Source organism: Pseudooceanicola profundi, from assembly GCF_050897955.1.
Classification (GTDB): domain Bacteria; phylum Pseudomonadota; class Alphaproteobacteria; order Rhodobacterales; family Rhodobacteraceae; genus Pseudooceanicola.
Genome location: NZ_JBPAXZ010000001.1, coordinates 2,836,296 through 2,851,164, shown reverse-complemented (window position 1 = coordinate 2,851,164; position 14,869 = coordinate 2,836,296). Strand labels below are relative to the sequence as shown.

Genomic DNA, 14,869 nt, shown 5'->3' with positions numbered 1-14,869 from the left:
CTCCTGAAGTCCCGCGCGCTTTGTCACAGGTGGCGCGAAATGTCCATCGCGCCGGTCGGTCATGGATCAGGGCCCGCAAGGGGTATGACCGCGGGCCCTGACTTTCCGGCATCTCCCGTAGGGATCAGAAGAGAGAGCCGAAAACCTCGGCCAGAAGGCCGTCATTGCTGGTGTCTTCGTCCTCTTCCCATTCGGGACGCGGGCCGCAGTCGCAATCGTCCGCGGCAAGGCCGCCCAGAAGGTGTTCGACCGCGCCGCTGGTGTCAGAATTGTCCGGCGTATTGTCGTCGTTCAGCAGGTGATCGACGGTGCCGCCATCGCCCAGCAGTTCGTCGAGCGTGCCGCCTTCGGCCAGCAGGTTGTCGACCAGGCCTTCATTCTCCGACCCGTCCGGCTGATCGTCGCCCGTCAGCACCTCGTCCAGAATGCCGCCGTCACCGGCCAATTCGTCGAGGATGCCGCCCTCGGCCAGAAGATCGTCGCCCAGCCCCTCCGTTTCGGAATGATCGGGCTCGTCATCGCCCGTGAGCAGGTCGTCGATCAGGCCACCGTCACCGGCGATGTCATCCACAAGCCCGCCGTCTTCGGTCAGGCCGGCATGGTCCCCGTCCAGCCCGATCATGGCGGACACTTCGGCCATGACATGCACGCCGATCTGGCTGCCGTCACCCGCCGGGTCGCCGTCGTCACAGGTGTCGCCGGTCAGGACGCCCAGCGTTTCGTCCACCGTGCCGTCCGGGCCCAGCAGGTCCGCGACCAGCCCCTGGTTTTCGGGCGCATCGGCGTCGGGGTCGTTGTCGCCATGCAGGATGTCATCCACCGTGCCGCCATCGCCAAGGAGTTCGTCAACGAGCCCCCCGTCGGCCAGGATATTGTCGACGGCGCCCTCATTGTCTGACCCGTCTGCTTCATTGTCGCCGGTCAGGAATTCGTCGAGCACGCCGCCGTCGCCCGCCAGCTCATCCACCAGCCCGCCTTCGGAAAGCAGATTGTCGGCGAGGCCGGAGGTTTCGCTGCTGTCTTCTTCGTCATCGCCATTCAGGATCTGATCCAGCGCGCCGCCATTTCCGGCGATATCATCCAGCAATCCACTGTCATGGGTCAGGGTTTCGGGATCCAGCGTAACCGTCGAATGATCGTCGGCCCCGTTCTGAAACGGGGACTGGAACAACTTGATTTTGAGTCCGAACATGGCGGGCTCCTCCACTTGTTAAACTTCCACAAACCAGCCCGTCGCAAACCGCAGCGACGGACGCCGACAGGCAGACCTGCCGTCCCAGTCAGGGTCACAGATCGCAGCCCGGCAGGCGAGATCCCGCCGCCAAACGCTTATTTTCGGGAATGGAAACCGATTGCCACATTTCCCCGGCGCGGCGTCGGCCTATCGCCGGAAATACCAAGGGTGACGTTGGGTTACGAATTGTGGCAGATCATGAGAATACGCAATCGCAACAACAGCGTTGCAAAAATCGCTGTGATCCACTTGGCCTGGCTATTGGATGCGAATGATGGCCAAAGCGTGGCCACAGCGGCCACAGGTCATAGAATCAGACCGGTGTATCGTTGCGCAGAAAGGTCAGATAATGGGGCGTTCGCCCCTCTCGCAGGGCCTTTTGTTCATAACGCGTGGACAGCCAGTCGTCCCATGGCTGGCGCCAGTCGGAGGGGGATTCGGCCTGCCAGTCGAACCCGTGGCGCGGCACCTGCTGCAGGGTCTGGCGCACATAATCCGGAATATCAGTGGCAACCCGGAAGACGGCCCCCGGCTTCAGGACCCTGGCCAACGGCACCAGATGTTCGGGCGTGACAAAGCGGCGGCGGTGGTGCCGTTTCTTCGGCCAGGGATCGGGATAGAGCAGGAAGGCGCGAGACACAGACGCCGCAGGCAGGACGTCAAACAGGTCGCGTGCATCGCCCGGATGGACCCGCAGATTGTCCACGCCGGCCTCGCGGATCTTGCCCAACAGCATGGCGACACCGTTGATATAGGGTTCTGCCCCGATGAGGCCGGCCTGGGGGTTCGTTGCCGCCTGATGCACGAGGTGTTCGCCGCCGCCAAAGCCGATCTCCAGCCAGAGGTCGCGATCCCCGAAAAGCGCGGCCAGGTCGAGCGGGGACCGGTCCGGGTTCTCCTCCCATCCGACGGCGCCGGGAGAGAGGCCGGCGAGGTCCTCCTCAAGGTAGGTTTCCTGCGCGGGGCGCAGGGTCTTGCCCTTGAAGCGGCCGTAGAAATTGCGCCAGGGGGCGCCGGAGGGGTGTTTGTCGGTCATGCGCGGGCTTTTCAGCGCTGCGCCGCGTGGCGTCAAGCCTGTGGCTGCGACTTGGCCGGATCAGGCAATGGCGCGGACAATGTGGATCCCGGCGGGAATGGCAAACCCTGAAGGCCCGTCGAAGGGCATGAGATCGCTGCGCAGCCGGTCCATGATGGCGTCCAGATCGGCCTCGCCTGCCGATTTCTCCTGCAGGAGGCGGGTCATGGGGCCGATACGACGGGTCATGCGCAGTGCCGCCTCCAGATCGTCGAGATGCAGGTGAATTTCGGCTGGCGTCACCGAGATATCAGAATATCCGGCCGCGCTCAGAATACCGGTCACGCGGGCCGGGTCCCGGAAAGCCATGGGGCCGGGTGCGTCCGGGTCTGTCGCCTCTGCCGGGCCCAGCCGGTCGGTTGCGGCGACCATGGGCAGGCGGAACCACATATTGTCCGCGGGCCCCTGCCAACAGGCAAAGACCAGCGGCGCGCCCGGACGGGTCAGCGACCGGATATTGGCAAAGGCCGCGACGGGATCGGCAAAGAACATCACTCCGAAGCGAGAGATAACCTTGTCGAACGGCGCGGCGCCTGGCCTGTCGGTCTGCACATCGGCCAGCTGGACCGTGGCGTTGGGCAGTGCCGCCGTCTTGATCCGATCGTTGGCGAGGTCGACCAGCGGCGCAGATATATCGAGGCCAAGTACCGTGCCGCCGGGGCTGACCATACGGGCCGCCGCGAGGGTTGTCGCCCCGGCGCCGCACCCGACATCAAGCAGGTTTTCGCCCGGTGAGGGCGCGGCCCGTGCCAGAAGCAGATCAGCCGCTTCGGCATGCAACTGGTCGAGCTCTGCCTGAAATTCCACCCACATCCGGCCCGGCGTTTCGTTCCAGTAGGCCCGCTGATTGTCGTTGGACGTCGTCATGGTCGTCCCCTTTCGGTGGTGCCAGCCTAAGGCGAATGAGCAGTGGGCCAAAGCAAAACCCGTGCGGGTTGCGATGCGGGGACAATTCAGGCCATGCGCTGATCAAATGAGCGCCGCCGGGGTATCTTCAGGGCCTGGCGTTCCCCTTGGCCCCGGACGGTTGACTGCCCCCGACCGGGTCGACGACTACCGCTTCCGTTCCGGGGAAGGGTGAACCAGACCGCGGATCACACGGCCTTTTTCAGCGCCTCGACAAGGTCGGTCTTTTCCCAGGAGAAGCCGCCGTCCGCATCGGGCTTGCGGCCGAAATGGCCATAGGCGGCGGTGCGCTGGTAGATCGGCTTGTTCAGTTCCAGATGCTCACGGATGCCGCGCGGGGTCAGATCCATGACCTTCGCCACGGCCTTTTCGATCTCCGCCTCGTCGACATGGCCGGTGCCGTAGGTGTCGGCATAGATCGAAAGCGGTTTGGAGATGCCGATCGCATAGGAGAGCTGGATGGTGCATTTTTCGGCCATGCCCGCGGCGACCACGTTCTTGGCCAGATAGCGCGCGGCATAGGCGGCGGAGCGGTCCACCTTGGTCGGGTCCTTGCCCGAGAAGGCGCCGCCGCCATGCGGGGCCGCGCCGCCATAGGTGTCCACGATGATCTTGCGGCCGGTCAGGCCCGCGTCGCCATCGGGGCCGCCAATGACGAACTTGCCGGTCGGGTTGATCCAATATTCGGTATTGGCGGTCAGCCATTCATTCGGAATGACCTCCCGGATATAGGGCATGACCAGCTCGCGGATATCGTCGGAGGTCTGGTTTTCGTCGTGGTGCTGGGTCGACAGCACCAGCTGCGTGACCTCCACCGGCTGGCCGTTTTCATAGCGCAGAGAGACCTGAGATTTCGCATCCGGGCCCAGCGTCGGTTCGGTCCCGTTCTTGCGGACCTCGGCCAGACGGCGCAGCATTTTATGCGCAAACTGGATGGGCGCGGGCATCAGGTCTTCGGTTTCGGTCGTGGCATAGCCGAACATGATGCCCTGATCGCCGGCGCCTTCGTCCTTGTTTTCCGCCGCGTTCACGCCCTGGGCGATATGGGCGGACTGTTCGTGCAGGAGGTTGGTGATCTCCACCGTCTCATGGTGGAACTTGTCCTGCTCGTAGCCGATGTCATTGATACAGGCGCGGACAATATCGTCCATGTGGCCCATGTATTCGTGCAGCTTCTGCTGATCGGCCAGCCCGACCTCCCCGCCGATGACGACGCGGTTGGTGGTGGCAAATGTTTCGCAGGCGACCCGCGCTTGGGGCTCCTCGGCGAGAAGGGCATCGAGGATCGCGTCCGAGATACGGTCACAGACCTTATCCGGATGCCCCTCGGATACGGATTCCGAGGTGAAGATGTAGTTCTTGCGGGTCATGAAATGTGCTCCGATAGATGCTGATCCGCGCCGTCAGGAAGCCGTTGGAGCGGAAGGTCGTTTTGGGGTAGACGCCCCACCTTGGCGCGTCAACGCCTTATTGTTTAGAAGTTTCGCGCCCGTGGCAAGGCGATAGCTGCAAGCCCAATAATCAGAAGGGCGATGAGGGGCAGATCGCCGAGGCGTGCATAAAGTGTTTCCGGTCGCGCCTCAGGCAGGGGCTGGTCGCTGATCCCGGCGGTGCCAAGCGCCATGCGGCCGCTCACCCGCCCGGCCGGATCGATCATGGCGGAGATGCCGGTATTGGCGACCCGGATCATCGGCAGGCCGAATTCCACCGCCCGGAGCCGCGCCTGGGCCAGATGCTGATAGGGGCCCGAAATTGTCCCGAACCAGGCGTCATTGGTGATGAGCAACAGGACATCCGGCCGTTCCGGCGCGGCGCGGATATCGCGGGGGAAGACGCCTTCGTAGCAGATCAGCGGCAGGGCACGGCCAGCGCCGGGGATATCGACCAGATGGGCGCCCGGACCGGGGGAAAATCCGTTGCCGTCGCGGGCTGCCATGCCACGGATGCCCAGCTGGCCAAGGATATTGCCGAAGGGGACATATTCTCCGAAGGGCACAAGGTGGTGCTTGTCATAGACATCGGCAATCTCACCTTCGGGGTCGAGAACAACCAGAGCGTTGCGGATTTCGCGCCCCTCCGCGCGGTTGATGCCAAAAACGGTGGCGCCAGGGGCCGCGGCTTCGGCGATGACGGGCATCAGGTGCGGCACGTCGTTCAGCCAGGCGGGCACGGCCGTTTCCGGCCAGACGGTCAGCGCATGATCACCCGGACTGGCAGAGAGGTCGAGCAGGCGCTGGAAATGCGCAGGCGCTTTGTCGCGGTCCCATTTTTCATGTTGAGGCACGTTGGGCTGGACCAGACGGATGATCGGACGGCCCTCTGTCTGTGCCGGTGGCGGGGTCAGGGTCCATCCGGCCAGCATGGGCAGGGCAAAGCAGGCGCCCCAGACCGCCAGCCGTTTCGGACGAAGACAAAGCGGCAGGGTGGCCGCGGCCGAGGTGACGATCAGGCCCAGCAGGATCGCGCCGCCCAGCGAGGCCAGTTGCAGCGCCGGGCTGGCGATCAGCGCGTGGCCCGGCAGGGCCCAGGGAAAGCCGGTAAAGATCCAGCCCCGCAGCGCGCCAGTCAGCGGCAGCACCAGCGCCGTCGCGCTGGCAAACCGCCAGCCAGTGGCAGGAGCGATGACACGCGCAAGCAGGCCAGCGAGGCCCCAGAAGATCGCCATGCCCGCGCCCATTCCGACCAGCGCAAAGGGGGCCATCCAGCCGTGGCGCGCGATATCGACCAGAAAAGGTTCCACGATCCAGCTGAGCGCCAGCCCGAAATAGCCACAGCCCCCCGCCCACCAGAGCCAGCCGGTGCGGCGCGGCGAGAGGTCGGTCATGGCGATCCAGGTGATCGCTGCCAGGCCCAGAATTGTCAGAGGCCAGAGATTCAGCGGCGCCTGTCCCAGTGCCGCCACCGCCCCGGCCAGGGCGGAGATGAGCATCCGGCGGCGCAGGCTCAGCCCGGCGAGCCGGGCCAGGCCCAGATCAAGGCGCGACATGGGTCAGGTCACTGCGCGGCGAGGTTCGCCGCATCCTCTTCGCTGCGATCATCGGCGTCGGTCAGGCTGTCTTCGCCCTCCTCTGCCAGACGGACGCGCAGGCGCTTGATGCGGCGCGGGTCGGCATCGACCACCTCGAATTCATGGCCCGCCGGATGCAGCACGACCTCGCCCCGGGCGGGCACGCGGCCGGAGAGCATGAAGACCAGCCCGCCCAGCGTGTCGATCTCTTCCTCGTCGACGCTTTCATGCGCGGTGAGGGAGACGCCGGTTTCCCCCTCGAACTCCTCCAGCGGGGTTTTGGCGAGGGCGAGATAGGCGCCGGTCTTTTCACGCGACCAGAGCTTGTCCTCGTCGACGTCATGCTCATCCTCGATCTGCCCGATGACCTGTTCGATCAGATCCTCGATCGTGACGAGACCATCGACCCCGCCGTATTCGTCGATGACCAGCGCCATATGCCGCCGTTCCGTCTGCATCTTCTGCAGCAGCACGCCGATGGGCATCGACGGCGGCACAAACAGAAGCGGACGCAGCATGCCCTTCAGCGTGAACCGGGTGGTCTTGCCGTTGAAGCCGTATTTCAGCGAGAAGTCCTTCAGATGGACCAGCCCGATCGGCGTATCCAGCGTGTTCTGATAGACCGGAAGCCGGGTCATGCCACTGTCGCGAAAGACCTTCACCAGCGCATCGCGGGTGATATTCGCAGGCACGGCCACGATTTCCGCCTTTGGAATCGCCACGTCTTCCACCCGCATCCGGCGCAGGTTGATCATGCCGTGCGACGTTCGCGGCGTCATCTCGGACTGGCTGGGCGCCACCTCTTCGGATGCGGTGGCGGGGGAAGTGCGACCGAACAACCGGGACCAGAACCCCCCTGTCCGAGGCTGCGTCCGGTTCTCGTATTGTCTTAGCCCTTCGGGCAGCGCGCCATGCGCCGCGTTAGAAGAGCCGTCAGTTTTATCGCCCATCGTTCCTTACCAAATGTCGCCCTGCCGATCGGTACCCGAATCGATTTGGCGGCCGGGAATGTTCCCAATCAGATCCCATATGGGTCGGGGTGACCCATTTTGCCAAGTATTTCCGACTCGATTCCTTCCATAAGGGCGGCATCGGGGTCGGTTTCGTGATCATAACCCAACAAATGCAACACTGCATGAACGACGAGATGCGTCACATGCTGCATGAGCGGTTTTCCCGCATCCTCTGCCTCCCGGACGCAGGTTTCATAGGCGATGGCGATGTCGCCCAGCTCCGGATCGACGCCCGGGTCGGGCAGATCGGGGGTGTCGCCGGGGGTTTCGACTCCGCGTTCCTCGGACGGCCAGGACAGGACATTGGTGGGCCGGGGTTTGTCCCTGAATTCGCCATTGAGCTCTGCAATACGCGCGTCATTGCAGGCGAGGAGGGAGATTTCCCAATCCTCCGGTTCAAGGCCCAGATGGGTCAGCGCCGCCATGGCCGCGGCCTCGGCCACGGGGTCAATCCCGGTCCAGCGGTCGTCTTCTATGAGGGTGTCCACGATCATGCGCTGTCAGGTACTGCCTGTCGCCGGTTCGGGCAAGCGGCTGCGCGATAGTTAGCTTATGTTCTAAGTTTTGACTTGCGCGACTCAGGCTGGCGCGAATAGTTAGGATTATGGCTAAGCATGATCCCTCCCTCGACCACGTCTTCACCGCGCTCGGCGATCCGACCCGGCGCGCGATCCTTGAACATCTGTCGCACGGCCCGGCCTCCGTCTCGGAACTGGCGGCCCCATTCGACATGGCGATGCCCTCCTTCATGGCGCATCTGAAAAAGCTGGAGGCGGCGGGCATGATCGCGTCGGACAAGGCCGGACGGGTCCGGACCTGTGCGCTGGTTCCCGGCGCCTTTGCCCCGGCGCGCGACTGGCTGACGGCGCAGAAGGCGCTGTGGGAGGCGCGGCTCGACCGGTTCGACGCCTTCGTCACCCAACTTTCCAAGGAGCAGACCAAATGACCTTCACGCCGAACCCCGAGACCGACCTGAGTTTCACCCGCACCCTGCCCGCCTCCCGCGATCTGGTCTGGGCCTGCTGGACCGATCCGAAGCTGTTGAAACAGTGGTTCATGCCGGCGCCGCATTTTGTGGAGGAGACGGAGATCGACCTGCGGCCCGGCGGCATCTTTCGCACCCGGATGAATGTGGATGGCCAGATCATGGACAATCCCGGCGTCATACTTGAGGCCCTGCCCGGCCGCCGGCTGGTCTTTACCGATGCCTATGCGCCGGGCTGGGTGATGAACCCGCAGGCCTTTATGACCGCGATCCTGCAATTCTCCGACGTGGAGGGCGGCACGCAATATGACGTGCTTGTGCGACACGGGTCGCCGGAGGCAAAGGCCAATCACGAGAAGATGGGCTTTTTCGACGGCTGGGGCCAGGTGGCCGATCAGCTGGGTCGCTCTGCCCAGGCGCTGGCCGGGCCCAAACCCGACCATGAGATCCTGCTGACCCGGCAGGTGGATGTCCCCCCTGCCCTCGCGTGGAAAGCCTGGACCGACCCGGCGCTGCTGCCGAAATGGTGGGGGCCGGATGGCTATCACTGCGAGACGGAGAGCATTGATCTCCGCCCCGGCGGGCACTGGCGGTTCACCATGATCGGCGGCGGTAAGCGCTATCCCAATCTGCATGAATTCGGGGAGATGGTCCCGGAGACAAGGCTCACCTACAAGCTCAGCGGCTTTGACGACATGCACCACCATGCCGACGTGGTGGTCGATTTCACGCCGGAGGCCGGGGGGACGCGGGTCACCATGCGGATGACGATGGTAGACTCGACCGCTGCGGCCGCGCTGGACTTCGGTGCGCTTGAGGCGGGATACCAGACGCTGGCGTCGCTGGAGACCCTGATGCGGACCGCATGAGGGGAGGTTCCTGCAAGACTAACTGACCTGTACCGGTGATCCGGGTCCTCCAAGGGGGCCCCGGGGCCCGCCGCGATAGCAGCAGGCCGCCCGGATGGATTTACCCCTTGGCTTCGTCTGCCTCGTAGGCCTCGATGATCGCAGCGACCAGCGGGTGGCGCACGACGTCTTTCGAGGTGAAGTAGTTGAAGCTGATCTTGTTGATCCCGCCCAGCAGACGTTCGGCATCCTGAAGGCCGGAGGGCATGCCGCGCGGCAGGTCGACCTGGCTGCGGTCGCCGGTGATCACCATGCGGGAGCCTTCGCCAAGACGGGTCAGGAACATCTTCATCTGCATGGTCGTGGCGTTCTGCGCCTCGTCCAGCACCACAAAGGCGCGGGACAGGGTCCGGCCGCGCATGAAGGCCAGCGGCGCGATCTCGATCGTCTTTTCCTCGAACAGCTTCTGCAGCTGCTTTGATGGCAGGAAATCGTTCAGCGCGTCGTAGAGCGGCTGCATATAGGGGTCGACCTTGTCCTTCATGTCGCCAGGCAGGTAGCCGAGCTTTTCGCCCGCCTCCACCGCCGGGCGGCTGAGGATGATCTTGTCGACCATGCCCTCGATGAACATCGACACGCCGACGGCTACGGCGAGGTAGGTCTTGCCGGTCCCGGCCGGGCCGATGCCAAAGGCCATTTCGTGCTGGAAGAGGTTGCGAACATAGGCTTTCTGCGCCTCCGTCCGGGGTTCGACCATCTTCTTGCGGGTCTTGATCTCCACCGGGCCGCCCTTGAACATCTCCATCTGGCTGCCATCCCGGGTCGCCTTGCCCTCGCCGTCGGGCATGCGGAGCTCGCGGTCGATATCGGCGGGTTCCACCGACCGGCCGGCCTCCAGCCTGGCATAAAGGGCTTTCAGAACCTTTACCGCGGTTTCGGCGGCGGGCTTTTCGCCCATGGCGACCAGATGGTTGCCGCGCCGCAGGATCTGGACGGCAAGCTTCTGTTCCAGCTGTGCGAGATTGCGATCGAACTCACCACAGAGTTCGATCAGGAGGAAGTTGTCGGGAAATTCGACTGCGACTTCAGCCATGGGTTCGTTGGTTGCGTCTCGGGGGGGCAACAAGGTGGTGGCCAATCAGCTCTCCTGGGGTCTGGTTTGAAGAATATGGGCACGGGGGCCCGGAATGCAAAATGCCGCAGGCGAAAACCTGCGGCATTTCTTGGTGTGATATGGGGTGTGGCCCTGCATCAGCCGGTAACCTGGGTTCCGGTGGTGGGCGAGTTGGGGTCGGAGATATCGCTGCCCCGTTTGAACCCGCCGGTCGCCGTGTTGGGCGGCGCGACGCCGGAGCAGACCGGCTTGCCATAGGGATCGAGCCGCTGGGAGAGGTAGCCTTCCACCCCGTCGTCGATGATCCAGTGGTCACAGCCATTGGGGTCCACCCAGATGCCGGCCTGCAGCTGGCTCAGGTGTTTCTTGCCGAACCCGCGATCGCGGCCCTTGTCGTCGGGTGTGACCAACGGGTGATCGCAGGCCGCGGCAAAACCCAGCATGGACAGGCCGAGGATGATTCTGGTCAGTTTCATGTCCCGGTTTCCTTACTGAATGCAGATGATTTCGACGCGGCGGTTCTTGGCCATGCCTGCCGCCGAGTTATTGGCCGCGGCCGGCATGCGTTCGCCATATCCACGGACATCAGCAATACGCGCCCCGGTGGCGGCGGCCACCTGTGCCACCGCATTGGCGCGGTTGTAGCTCAGGCGCATGTTATATTCGTCCGAGGCGCGGCTGTCGGTATGGCCGGCAATAATGAAGGCCGTCGCGGTGGAGGACTGGAAAAACTGTGCCAGTCGCTGCTTGTTCGCCGGGCTGATGTAGTATTTGTCCGTCGCAAAGAACTGGTCTGTCTGCATCACGCCGCAGACGTTGCCGCGGTGACAGACCGGGATACCCTGGCGCGTCGTGTGGGGGCTCATGTAGCCCTCCAGACCGTCATCCATCACCCAGTGTTCGCACCCGTCCGGGTCGACCCAGATGGTGGGGATATATGTTTCGTTATAGCCCTTGCCCTGGCTCAGGGCGGGCGCCGCGGCGCCGGCGATGACAAAGGCAGCGGCAGCAAGGCCCTTCATCAGCTTACCTGCAGTTTCGGCTACTCTCTTCACCACGATTTCCCTCTTTTATCCCCCTGAGCCCCACCCGTCCGACATATGCGACGCGAACCGGGTTCAGCGATGTTGGTAAGGCTCACTTTAACGCTTTGACGTGGCTTGTGAAGAAAATTCCACCACATATGGTAGGCACGTGATGGAAAATTCACATTTCATGCGGTTGTGCCCCAGCACTTTTAACCATTCACCGGGCGATTGAACCGTTTTTTCCGGTCTGGGCGTCGGTCAGTGGAGAATGAGCTTGCGCCCCGGCTTGGCCAGATAGACCGCCGAGTCGTAGTAGATCTTCAGCATCTCGGCCTTCATGCCGTCGGGGTGCCCGACCAGCGTGGCGTCGCGGCAGATACGTTCGCCAATGGCGCGGGCCGTGGCATAGTCGTAGCCGATTTCATGCAGATCATCGAGGAATATGGCATTGGGCCGGTCCCAGATCACCTCTTTCCACGGGCCCCGGAAACAGCTGACATGGATGGCATGTCCGGTCTGAGGAAAGGTATAGACATAGCCCGCAGTCTTGGGGGCGACATGGGCCATGGCCCCCGTCGCCAGCCCGAGCGACATCGCGGCCAGGGCAAGAATCGTCTTCATGGAAGAACCTCTGTTACGGCGGGACGGATTGCCGTCCCATTCATGTTCCGCAAACAAAGGTTAATGTGAAACTGGCATTTTTCGGGCCACGATTCTGTGAGGCGCGGGATTCCGGGTGAGGTCAGGAAACAATACTACCCGGGCCGCAGCTTTGTTGCCGAAAGACCGCCTGAAAATGGCGCGATTGCAGGGGCGGGTCAGACGAGCACGCCAGAAAGGGAATTCGGGCCGCTCTCAACGATTCGCACCCGTGCCAGATCGCCGGGTTTGACGGCGTCGGAGGTCACATGCACCGCGTGCAGGTAATCCGATTTGCCCACCATTTGCCCCGGCAGGCGTCCGGCGCGTTCAAAGAGCACGCCAATCTCGCGCCCGACCATCTCGTCCTGCACAGCCCGCTGCTGGCGGGTGATCAGCGCCTGAAGCTCCTGAAGCCGGTCGGAGGCCAGCTGTTCGTCGACCTGCGCCCGTTCCGCTGCGGGCGTCCCCGGTCGGGTCGAGTATTTGAACGAAAAGGCCTGACCATAGCGGACCTCTTCGATCAGGCGCAGGGTGTCGCGGAAATCTTCGTCCGTCTCCTCCGGGAAGCCCACGATGAAATCGCCGGAGATCAGGATATCGGGCCGCGCCGCCCGGATCCGGTCGATCAACCGCAGATAGCTGTCGCGGTCGTGGCTGCGGTTCATCCGCTTGAGGATACGGTCCGATCCGGACTGCACCGGCAGATGCAGATAAGGCATCAGCTTGTCGCAGCGGCCATGGGCGTCGATCAGATCGTCGCTCATATCATTGGGATGGGATGTGGTGAAACGGACGCGGGCCAGCCCGTCCATCTCTGCCAGCTGCCAGATCAGCCGGGCGAGCGACCAGTCGCGGCCATCGGGCCCCTGCCCGTGATAGGCGTTGACGTTCTGGCCCAGCAGGGTGATCTCCCGCACGCCACGCTCGACCAGATCGCGGGCTTCGGCCAGAACGCGGTCCACGGGACGGCTGACCTCGGCGCCCCGGGTGTAGGGCACGACGCAGAAGGCACAGAACTTGTCGCAGCCCTCCTGCACGGTCAGGAATGCGGTCGGGCCGCGCTTGGCCTTGGGGCGGGCCTTGAGACGGTCGAACTTGTCCTCTTCGGGGAAATCGGTGTCGATCACCTTTTCCGAACCCGCGCGCGCTTCCATCTGCGGCAGGCGGTGATAGCTCTGGGGCCCGACAACCAGATCGACCATGGGCTGGCGGCGCATGATCTCTTCCCCCTCGGCCTGAGCCACGCAGCCCGCGACACCGATCTTCAGATCGGGCTTCGCCTGTTTGAGGTCCTTGTAGCGGCCCAGTTCCGAATAGACCTTCTCCGCCGCCTTTTCCCGGATATGGCAGGTGTTAAGCAGGATCATATCCGCCTCGTCCGGCGCATCGACAGTGACATAGCCATTGCCGCCCAGAGCCTCCGACATGCGTTCGCTGTCGTAGACGTTCATCTGGCAGCCATAGGTCTTGATGAAGAGCTTTTTCGGCTGGGACATGGCAGAGGCCTCAGGCAGATACGGGGGCGAAACAGGGCGCAGCCCTAGCGGAAAGACAGCCTGCTTGCAATGCAGCGCAAAACCACCGACCCTGTCGGGACGTCCAGAAGAGCCGAAAATGCACTACCTCTCCCTTACTGAATTCCTGCGGTCGGGCACAGCGGAACTGGCGCGCGGCCCTGTTGCGCTGATCTTCTGCGAGGATGACGTCGAGATCCCGGCAACCCTGACGCACCACCTGGCGGCAGGGTTCCGGCGCGTGCTGGCCTTCATGCCGCCGGACATTGCCCTGCCCGACGCGGTCGCCCAGCAGGTGATCCGGATCGATCACGATCTCGCCCGGGGCGACACGCTGACCGACGCGGTCAACCGGATCATCCCGCAGGCGGCCGGGCAGTGGCTATATTACTGCTACAATACCGAATTCCTGTTCCACCCGTTCTGCGAAACACGATCCATCGGCGAAATGCTGGCCTTTCATACCGAAGAACGCCGCGCCGCCATGCTGACCTTTGTCGTCGACCTCTATGCCGGAGATCTCGATGCGCAGCCCAATGCGGTCAGCCTCGACGATGCCTTCCTGGACCGCTCGGGCTATTACGCGCTGGCCAGAGAAGATGCCGCCAATGGCTGGGCGCCAAAAGACCGGCAGCTGGATTTCTATGGCGGGCTGCGCTGGCGATACGAAGAACACGTGCCCTATGCCCGCCGCAAGATCGACCGTGTGTCGCTGTTCCGGGCGCGGGACGGTCTCCGGCTGAGAGAGGATCACACCTTCTCCGACGAGGAATACAACACCTATTCCTGTCGCTGGCATCACAATCTGACAGCGACGATCTGTTCCTTCCGGACGGCCAAGGCGCTCAAGCGCAATCCGGGCTCGACCTTCGAGATTCAATCATTTCTCTGGCACAATTCCGAACGCTTCGACTGGAGCTCGCGCCAGCTGCTGGACCTAGGCCTGATGGAACCCGGCCAGTGGTTCTGAGCGCGCTGACGACACGGCTGCTGACATCCAGGGATGCGGCGGAGTGGCGCAAGCTCCGCGCGGAGGCCGTGCGGCTTTATCCCGATGCCTTCCTCACCACCGAAAGCGAGGTCATGGCAGAAAGCGACACTGCGGTGGCGACCCGGCTCGACGGCGGCGGCTCCTACGGGCTCTTTCACGGTGAAAAACTGGTCGGTTTTGCACGCATGGGGCAGAGCCGCCTCGCCCGAACCCGTCACAGGGGTTATATCGGCGGCTTCTACGTGCGACCGGACTTCCAAGGCACCGGCGCAGCGCAGGCGCTGATGCAGGGTCTGATTGCAGCTTGTCCGGACCGCGGCATCTGGCAGCTGGAACTATTTGTCAACGCAGTCAATCATCGCGCAATCCGCTTCTACCAGGCGTTGGGGTTCCAGAAGGAAGGCCACCTGCCCAATGCCGTCACCGGGCCCGAAGGCCCGGTGGATGACTGGTTCATGGTTATGGATCTGCGGCGGATCGATCGTAAGCGCTGACCGGGCCTCCTGCCCGGC

The 14,869-nt window shown here is 63.5% G+C and carries 16 protein-coding genes and 1 riboswitch; of the genes, 4 read left to right on the top strand and 12 right to left on the bottom strand.

Features of this window, described 5'->3' with window-relative positions; genetic code table 11:
• Positions 1-124 precede the first annotated feature (124 nt).
• From ACRARG_RS14435 to ybeY, 7 genes are all read right to left on the bottom strand, one after another.
• Positions 125-1,192: a hypothetical protein gene (locus ACRARG_RS14435; RefSeq protein ID WP_432690709.1), complete on the bottom strand. Its 1,068-nt coding sequence runs from the start codon at positions 1,190-1,192 to the stop codon at positions 125-127.
• Positions 1,193-1,547: 355 nt separating this feature from the next.
• The gene (gene trmB, locus ACRARG_RS14430; protein WP_432690708.1) at positions 1,548-2,270 is read right to left on the bottom strand and encodes a tRNA (guanine(46)-N(7))-methyltransferase TrmB; all 723 of its coding nucleotides are present in this window, start codon (positions 2,268-2,270) and stop codon (positions 1,548-1,550) included.
• A gap of 60 nt (positions 2,271-2,330) precedes the next feature.
• A complete protein-coding gene (locus tag ACRARG_RS14425; RefSeq protein ID WP_432690707.1) occupies positions 2,331-3,176 on the bottom strand; it encodes a class I SAM-dependent methyltransferase in 846 nt (281 codons plus the stop codon).
• Positions 3,177-3,403: 227 nt separating this feature from the next.
• Positions 3,404-4,585 carry a methionine adenosyltransferase gene (gene metK / locus ACRARG_RS14420; protein WP_432690706.1) on the bottom strand — a complete coding sequence of 394 codons (1,182 nt, stop codon included), beginning with the start codon at positions 4,583-4,585 and terminating at the stop codon, positions 3,404-3,406.
• A gap of 6 nt (positions 4,586-4,591) precedes the next feature.
• Positions 4,592-4,641, bottom strand: a riboswitch (SAM-SAH riboswitch).
• Positions 4,642-4,689: 48 nt separating this feature from the next.
• The gene (lnt, locus tag ACRARG_RS14415) at positions 4,690-6,201 is read right to left on the bottom strand and encodes an apolipoprotein N-acyltransferase (RefSeq protein ID WP_432690705.1); all 1,512 of its coding nucleotides are present in this window, start codon (positions 6,199-6,201) and stop codon (positions 4,690-4,692) included.
• An 8-nt stretch (positions 6,202-6,209) separates the two neighbouring features.
• Positions 6,210-7,172, bottom strand: coding sequence for a hemolysin family protein (locus tag ACRARG_RS14410; RefSeq protein WP_432690704.1), 963 nt, complete (start codon positions 7,170-7,172; stop codon positions 6,210-6,212).
• Between the two features lie 68 nt (positions 7,173-7,240).
• Complete coding sequence (gene ybeY, locus ACRARG_RS14405) at positions 7,241-7,729, bottom strand: rRNA maturation RNase YbeY (protein ID WP_432690703.1); 489 nt, start codon at positions 7,727-7,729, stop codon at positions 7,241-7,243.
• 110 nt (positions 7,730-7,839) lie between these two features.
• On the opposite strand from ybeY, the gene ACRARG_RS14400 reads away from it, so the two are divergent.
• Together ACRARG_RS14400 and ACRARG_RS14395 are read left to right on the top strand one after the other, a co-directional pair.
• Positions 7,840-8,181, top strand: a complete 342-nt coding sequence (locus tag ACRARG_RS14400; RefSeq protein ID WP_432690702.1) for an ArsR/SmtB family transcription factor — start codon at positions 7,840-7,842, stop codon at positions 8,179-8,181.
• Positions 8,178-9,089, top strand: a complete 912-nt coding sequence (locus ACRARG_RS14395) for an SRPBCC domain-containing protein (protein ID WP_432690701.1) — start codon at positions 8,178-8,180, stop codon at positions 9,087-9,089. The genes ACRARG_RS14400 and ACRARG_RS14395 overlap by 4 nt, the downstream gene beginning before the upstream one ends.
• A 100-nt stretch (positions 9,090-9,189) precedes the next feature.
• Here the strand turns inward: ACRARG_RS14395 and ACRARG_RS14390 are convergent, their stop codons facing one another.
• The 5 genes from ACRARG_RS14390 to miaB form a co-directional block, all read right to left on the bottom strand.
• Positions 9,190-10,161, bottom strand: a complete 972-nt coding sequence (locus ACRARG_RS14390; protein WP_432690700.1) for a PhoH family protein — start codon at positions 10,159-10,161, stop codon at positions 9,190-9,192.
• 158 nt (positions 10,162-10,319) lie between these two features.
• A complete protein-coding gene (locus tag ACRARG_RS14385) occupies positions 10,320-10,658 on the bottom strand; it encodes a hypothetical protein (RefSeq protein WP_432690699.1) in 339 nt (112 codons plus the stop codon).
• A 12-nt stretch (positions 10,659-10,670) separates the two neighbouring features.
• Positions 10,671-11,204, bottom strand: coding sequence for an OmpA family protein (locus ACRARG_RS14380; protein ID WP_432691374.1), 534 nt, complete (start codon positions 11,202-11,204; stop codon positions 10,671-10,673).
• Between the two features lie 264 nt (positions 11,205-11,468).
• Complete coding sequence (locus ACRARG_RS14375) at positions 11,469-11,831, bottom strand: hypothetical protein (protein ID WP_432690698.1); 363 nt, start codon at positions 11,829-11,831, stop codon at positions 11,469-11,471.
• A gap of 197 nt (positions 11,832-12,028) precedes the next feature.
• Positions 12,029-13,348, bottom strand: coding sequence for a tRNA (N6-isopentenyl adenosine(37)-C2)-methylthiotransferase MiaB (miaB, locus tag ACRARG_RS14370; RefSeq protein WP_432690697.1), 1,320 nt, complete (start codon positions 13,346-13,348; stop codon positions 12,029-12,031).
• Between the two features lie 118 nt (positions 13,349-13,466).
• Between miaB and ACRARG_RS14365 the strand changes: the two genes are divergently transcribed.
• Both ACRARG_RS14365 and ACRARG_RS14360 read left to right on the top strand, forming a co-directional pair.
• Positions 13,467-14,336 (top strand): glycosyltransferase family protein, encoded by an 870-nt coding sequence (locus ACRARG_RS14365; protein ID WP_432690696.1) that lies wholly within the window; start codon positions 13,467-13,469, stop codon positions 14,334-14,336.
• Entirely contained in the window at positions 14,327-14,851 is a 525-nt protein-coding gene (locus tag ACRARG_RS14360) for a GNAT family N-acetyltransferase (RefSeq protein WP_432690695.1), read from the top strand. Before ACRARG_RS14365 ends, ACRARG_RS14360 begins: the two co-directional genes overlap by 10 nt.
• Positions 14,852-14,869: the final 18 nt, after the last annotated feature.

Coding starts and splice junctions, on each gene's coding strand:
- ACRARG_RS14435 (WP_432690709.1), bottom strand. CDS start 1,192: ATGTTCGGACTCAAAATCAAGTTGTTCCAGTCCCCGTTTCAGAACGGG.
- miaB (WP_432690697.1), bottom strand. CDS start 13,348: ATGTCCCAGCCGAAAAAGCTCTTCATCAAGACCTATGGCTGCCAGATG.
- metK (WP_432690706.1), bottom strand. CDS start 4,585: ATGACCCGCAAGAACTACATCTTCACCTCGGAATCCGTATCCGAGGGG.
- ACRARG_RS14390 (WP_432690700.1), bottom strand. CDS start 10,161: ATGGCTGAAGTCGCAGTCGAATTTCCCGACAACTTCCTCCTGATCGAA.
- trmB (WP_432690708.1), bottom strand. CDS start 2,270: ATGACCGACAAACACCCCTCCGGCGCCCCCTGGCGCAATTTCTACGGC.
- ACRARG_RS14395 (WP_432690701.1), top strand. CDS start 8,178: ATGACCTTCACGCCGAACCCCGAGACCGACCTGAGTTTCACCCGCACC.
- ACRARG_RS14425 (WP_432690707.1), bottom strand. CDS start 3,176: ATGACGACGTCCAACGACAATCAGCGGGCCTACTGGAACGAAACGCCG.
- ACRARG_RS14375 (WP_432690698.1), bottom strand. CDS start 11,831: ATGAAGACGATTCTTGCCCTGGCCGCGATGTCGCTCGGGCTGGCGACG.
- ybeY (WP_432690703.1), bottom strand. CDS start 7,729: ATGATCGTGGACACCCTCATAGAAGACGACCGCTGGACCGGGATTGAC.
- ACRARG_RS14380 (WP_432691374.1), bottom strand. CDS start 11,204: ATGAAGGGCCTTGCTGCCGCTGCCTTTGTCATCGCCGGCGCCGCGGCG.
- ACRARG_RS14410 (WP_432690704.1), bottom strand. CDS start 7,172: ATGGGCGATAAAACTGACGGCTCTTCTAACGCGGCGCATGGCGCGCTG.
- ACRARG_RS14400 (WP_432690702.1), top strand. CDS start 7,840: ATGGCTAAGCATGATCCCTCCCTCGACCACGTCTTCACCGCGCTCGGC.
- ACRARG_RS14365 (WP_432690696.1), top strand. CDS start 13,467: ATGCACTACCTCTCCCTTACTGAATTCCTGCGGTCGGGCACAGCGGAA.
- lnt (WP_432690705.1), bottom strand. CDS start 6,201: ATGTCGCGCCTTGATCTGGGCCTGGCCCGGCTCGCCGGGCTGAGCCTG.
- ACRARG_RS14385 (WP_432690699.1), bottom strand. CDS start 10,658: ATGAAACTGACCAGAATCATCCTCGGCCTGTCCATGCTGGGTTTTGCC.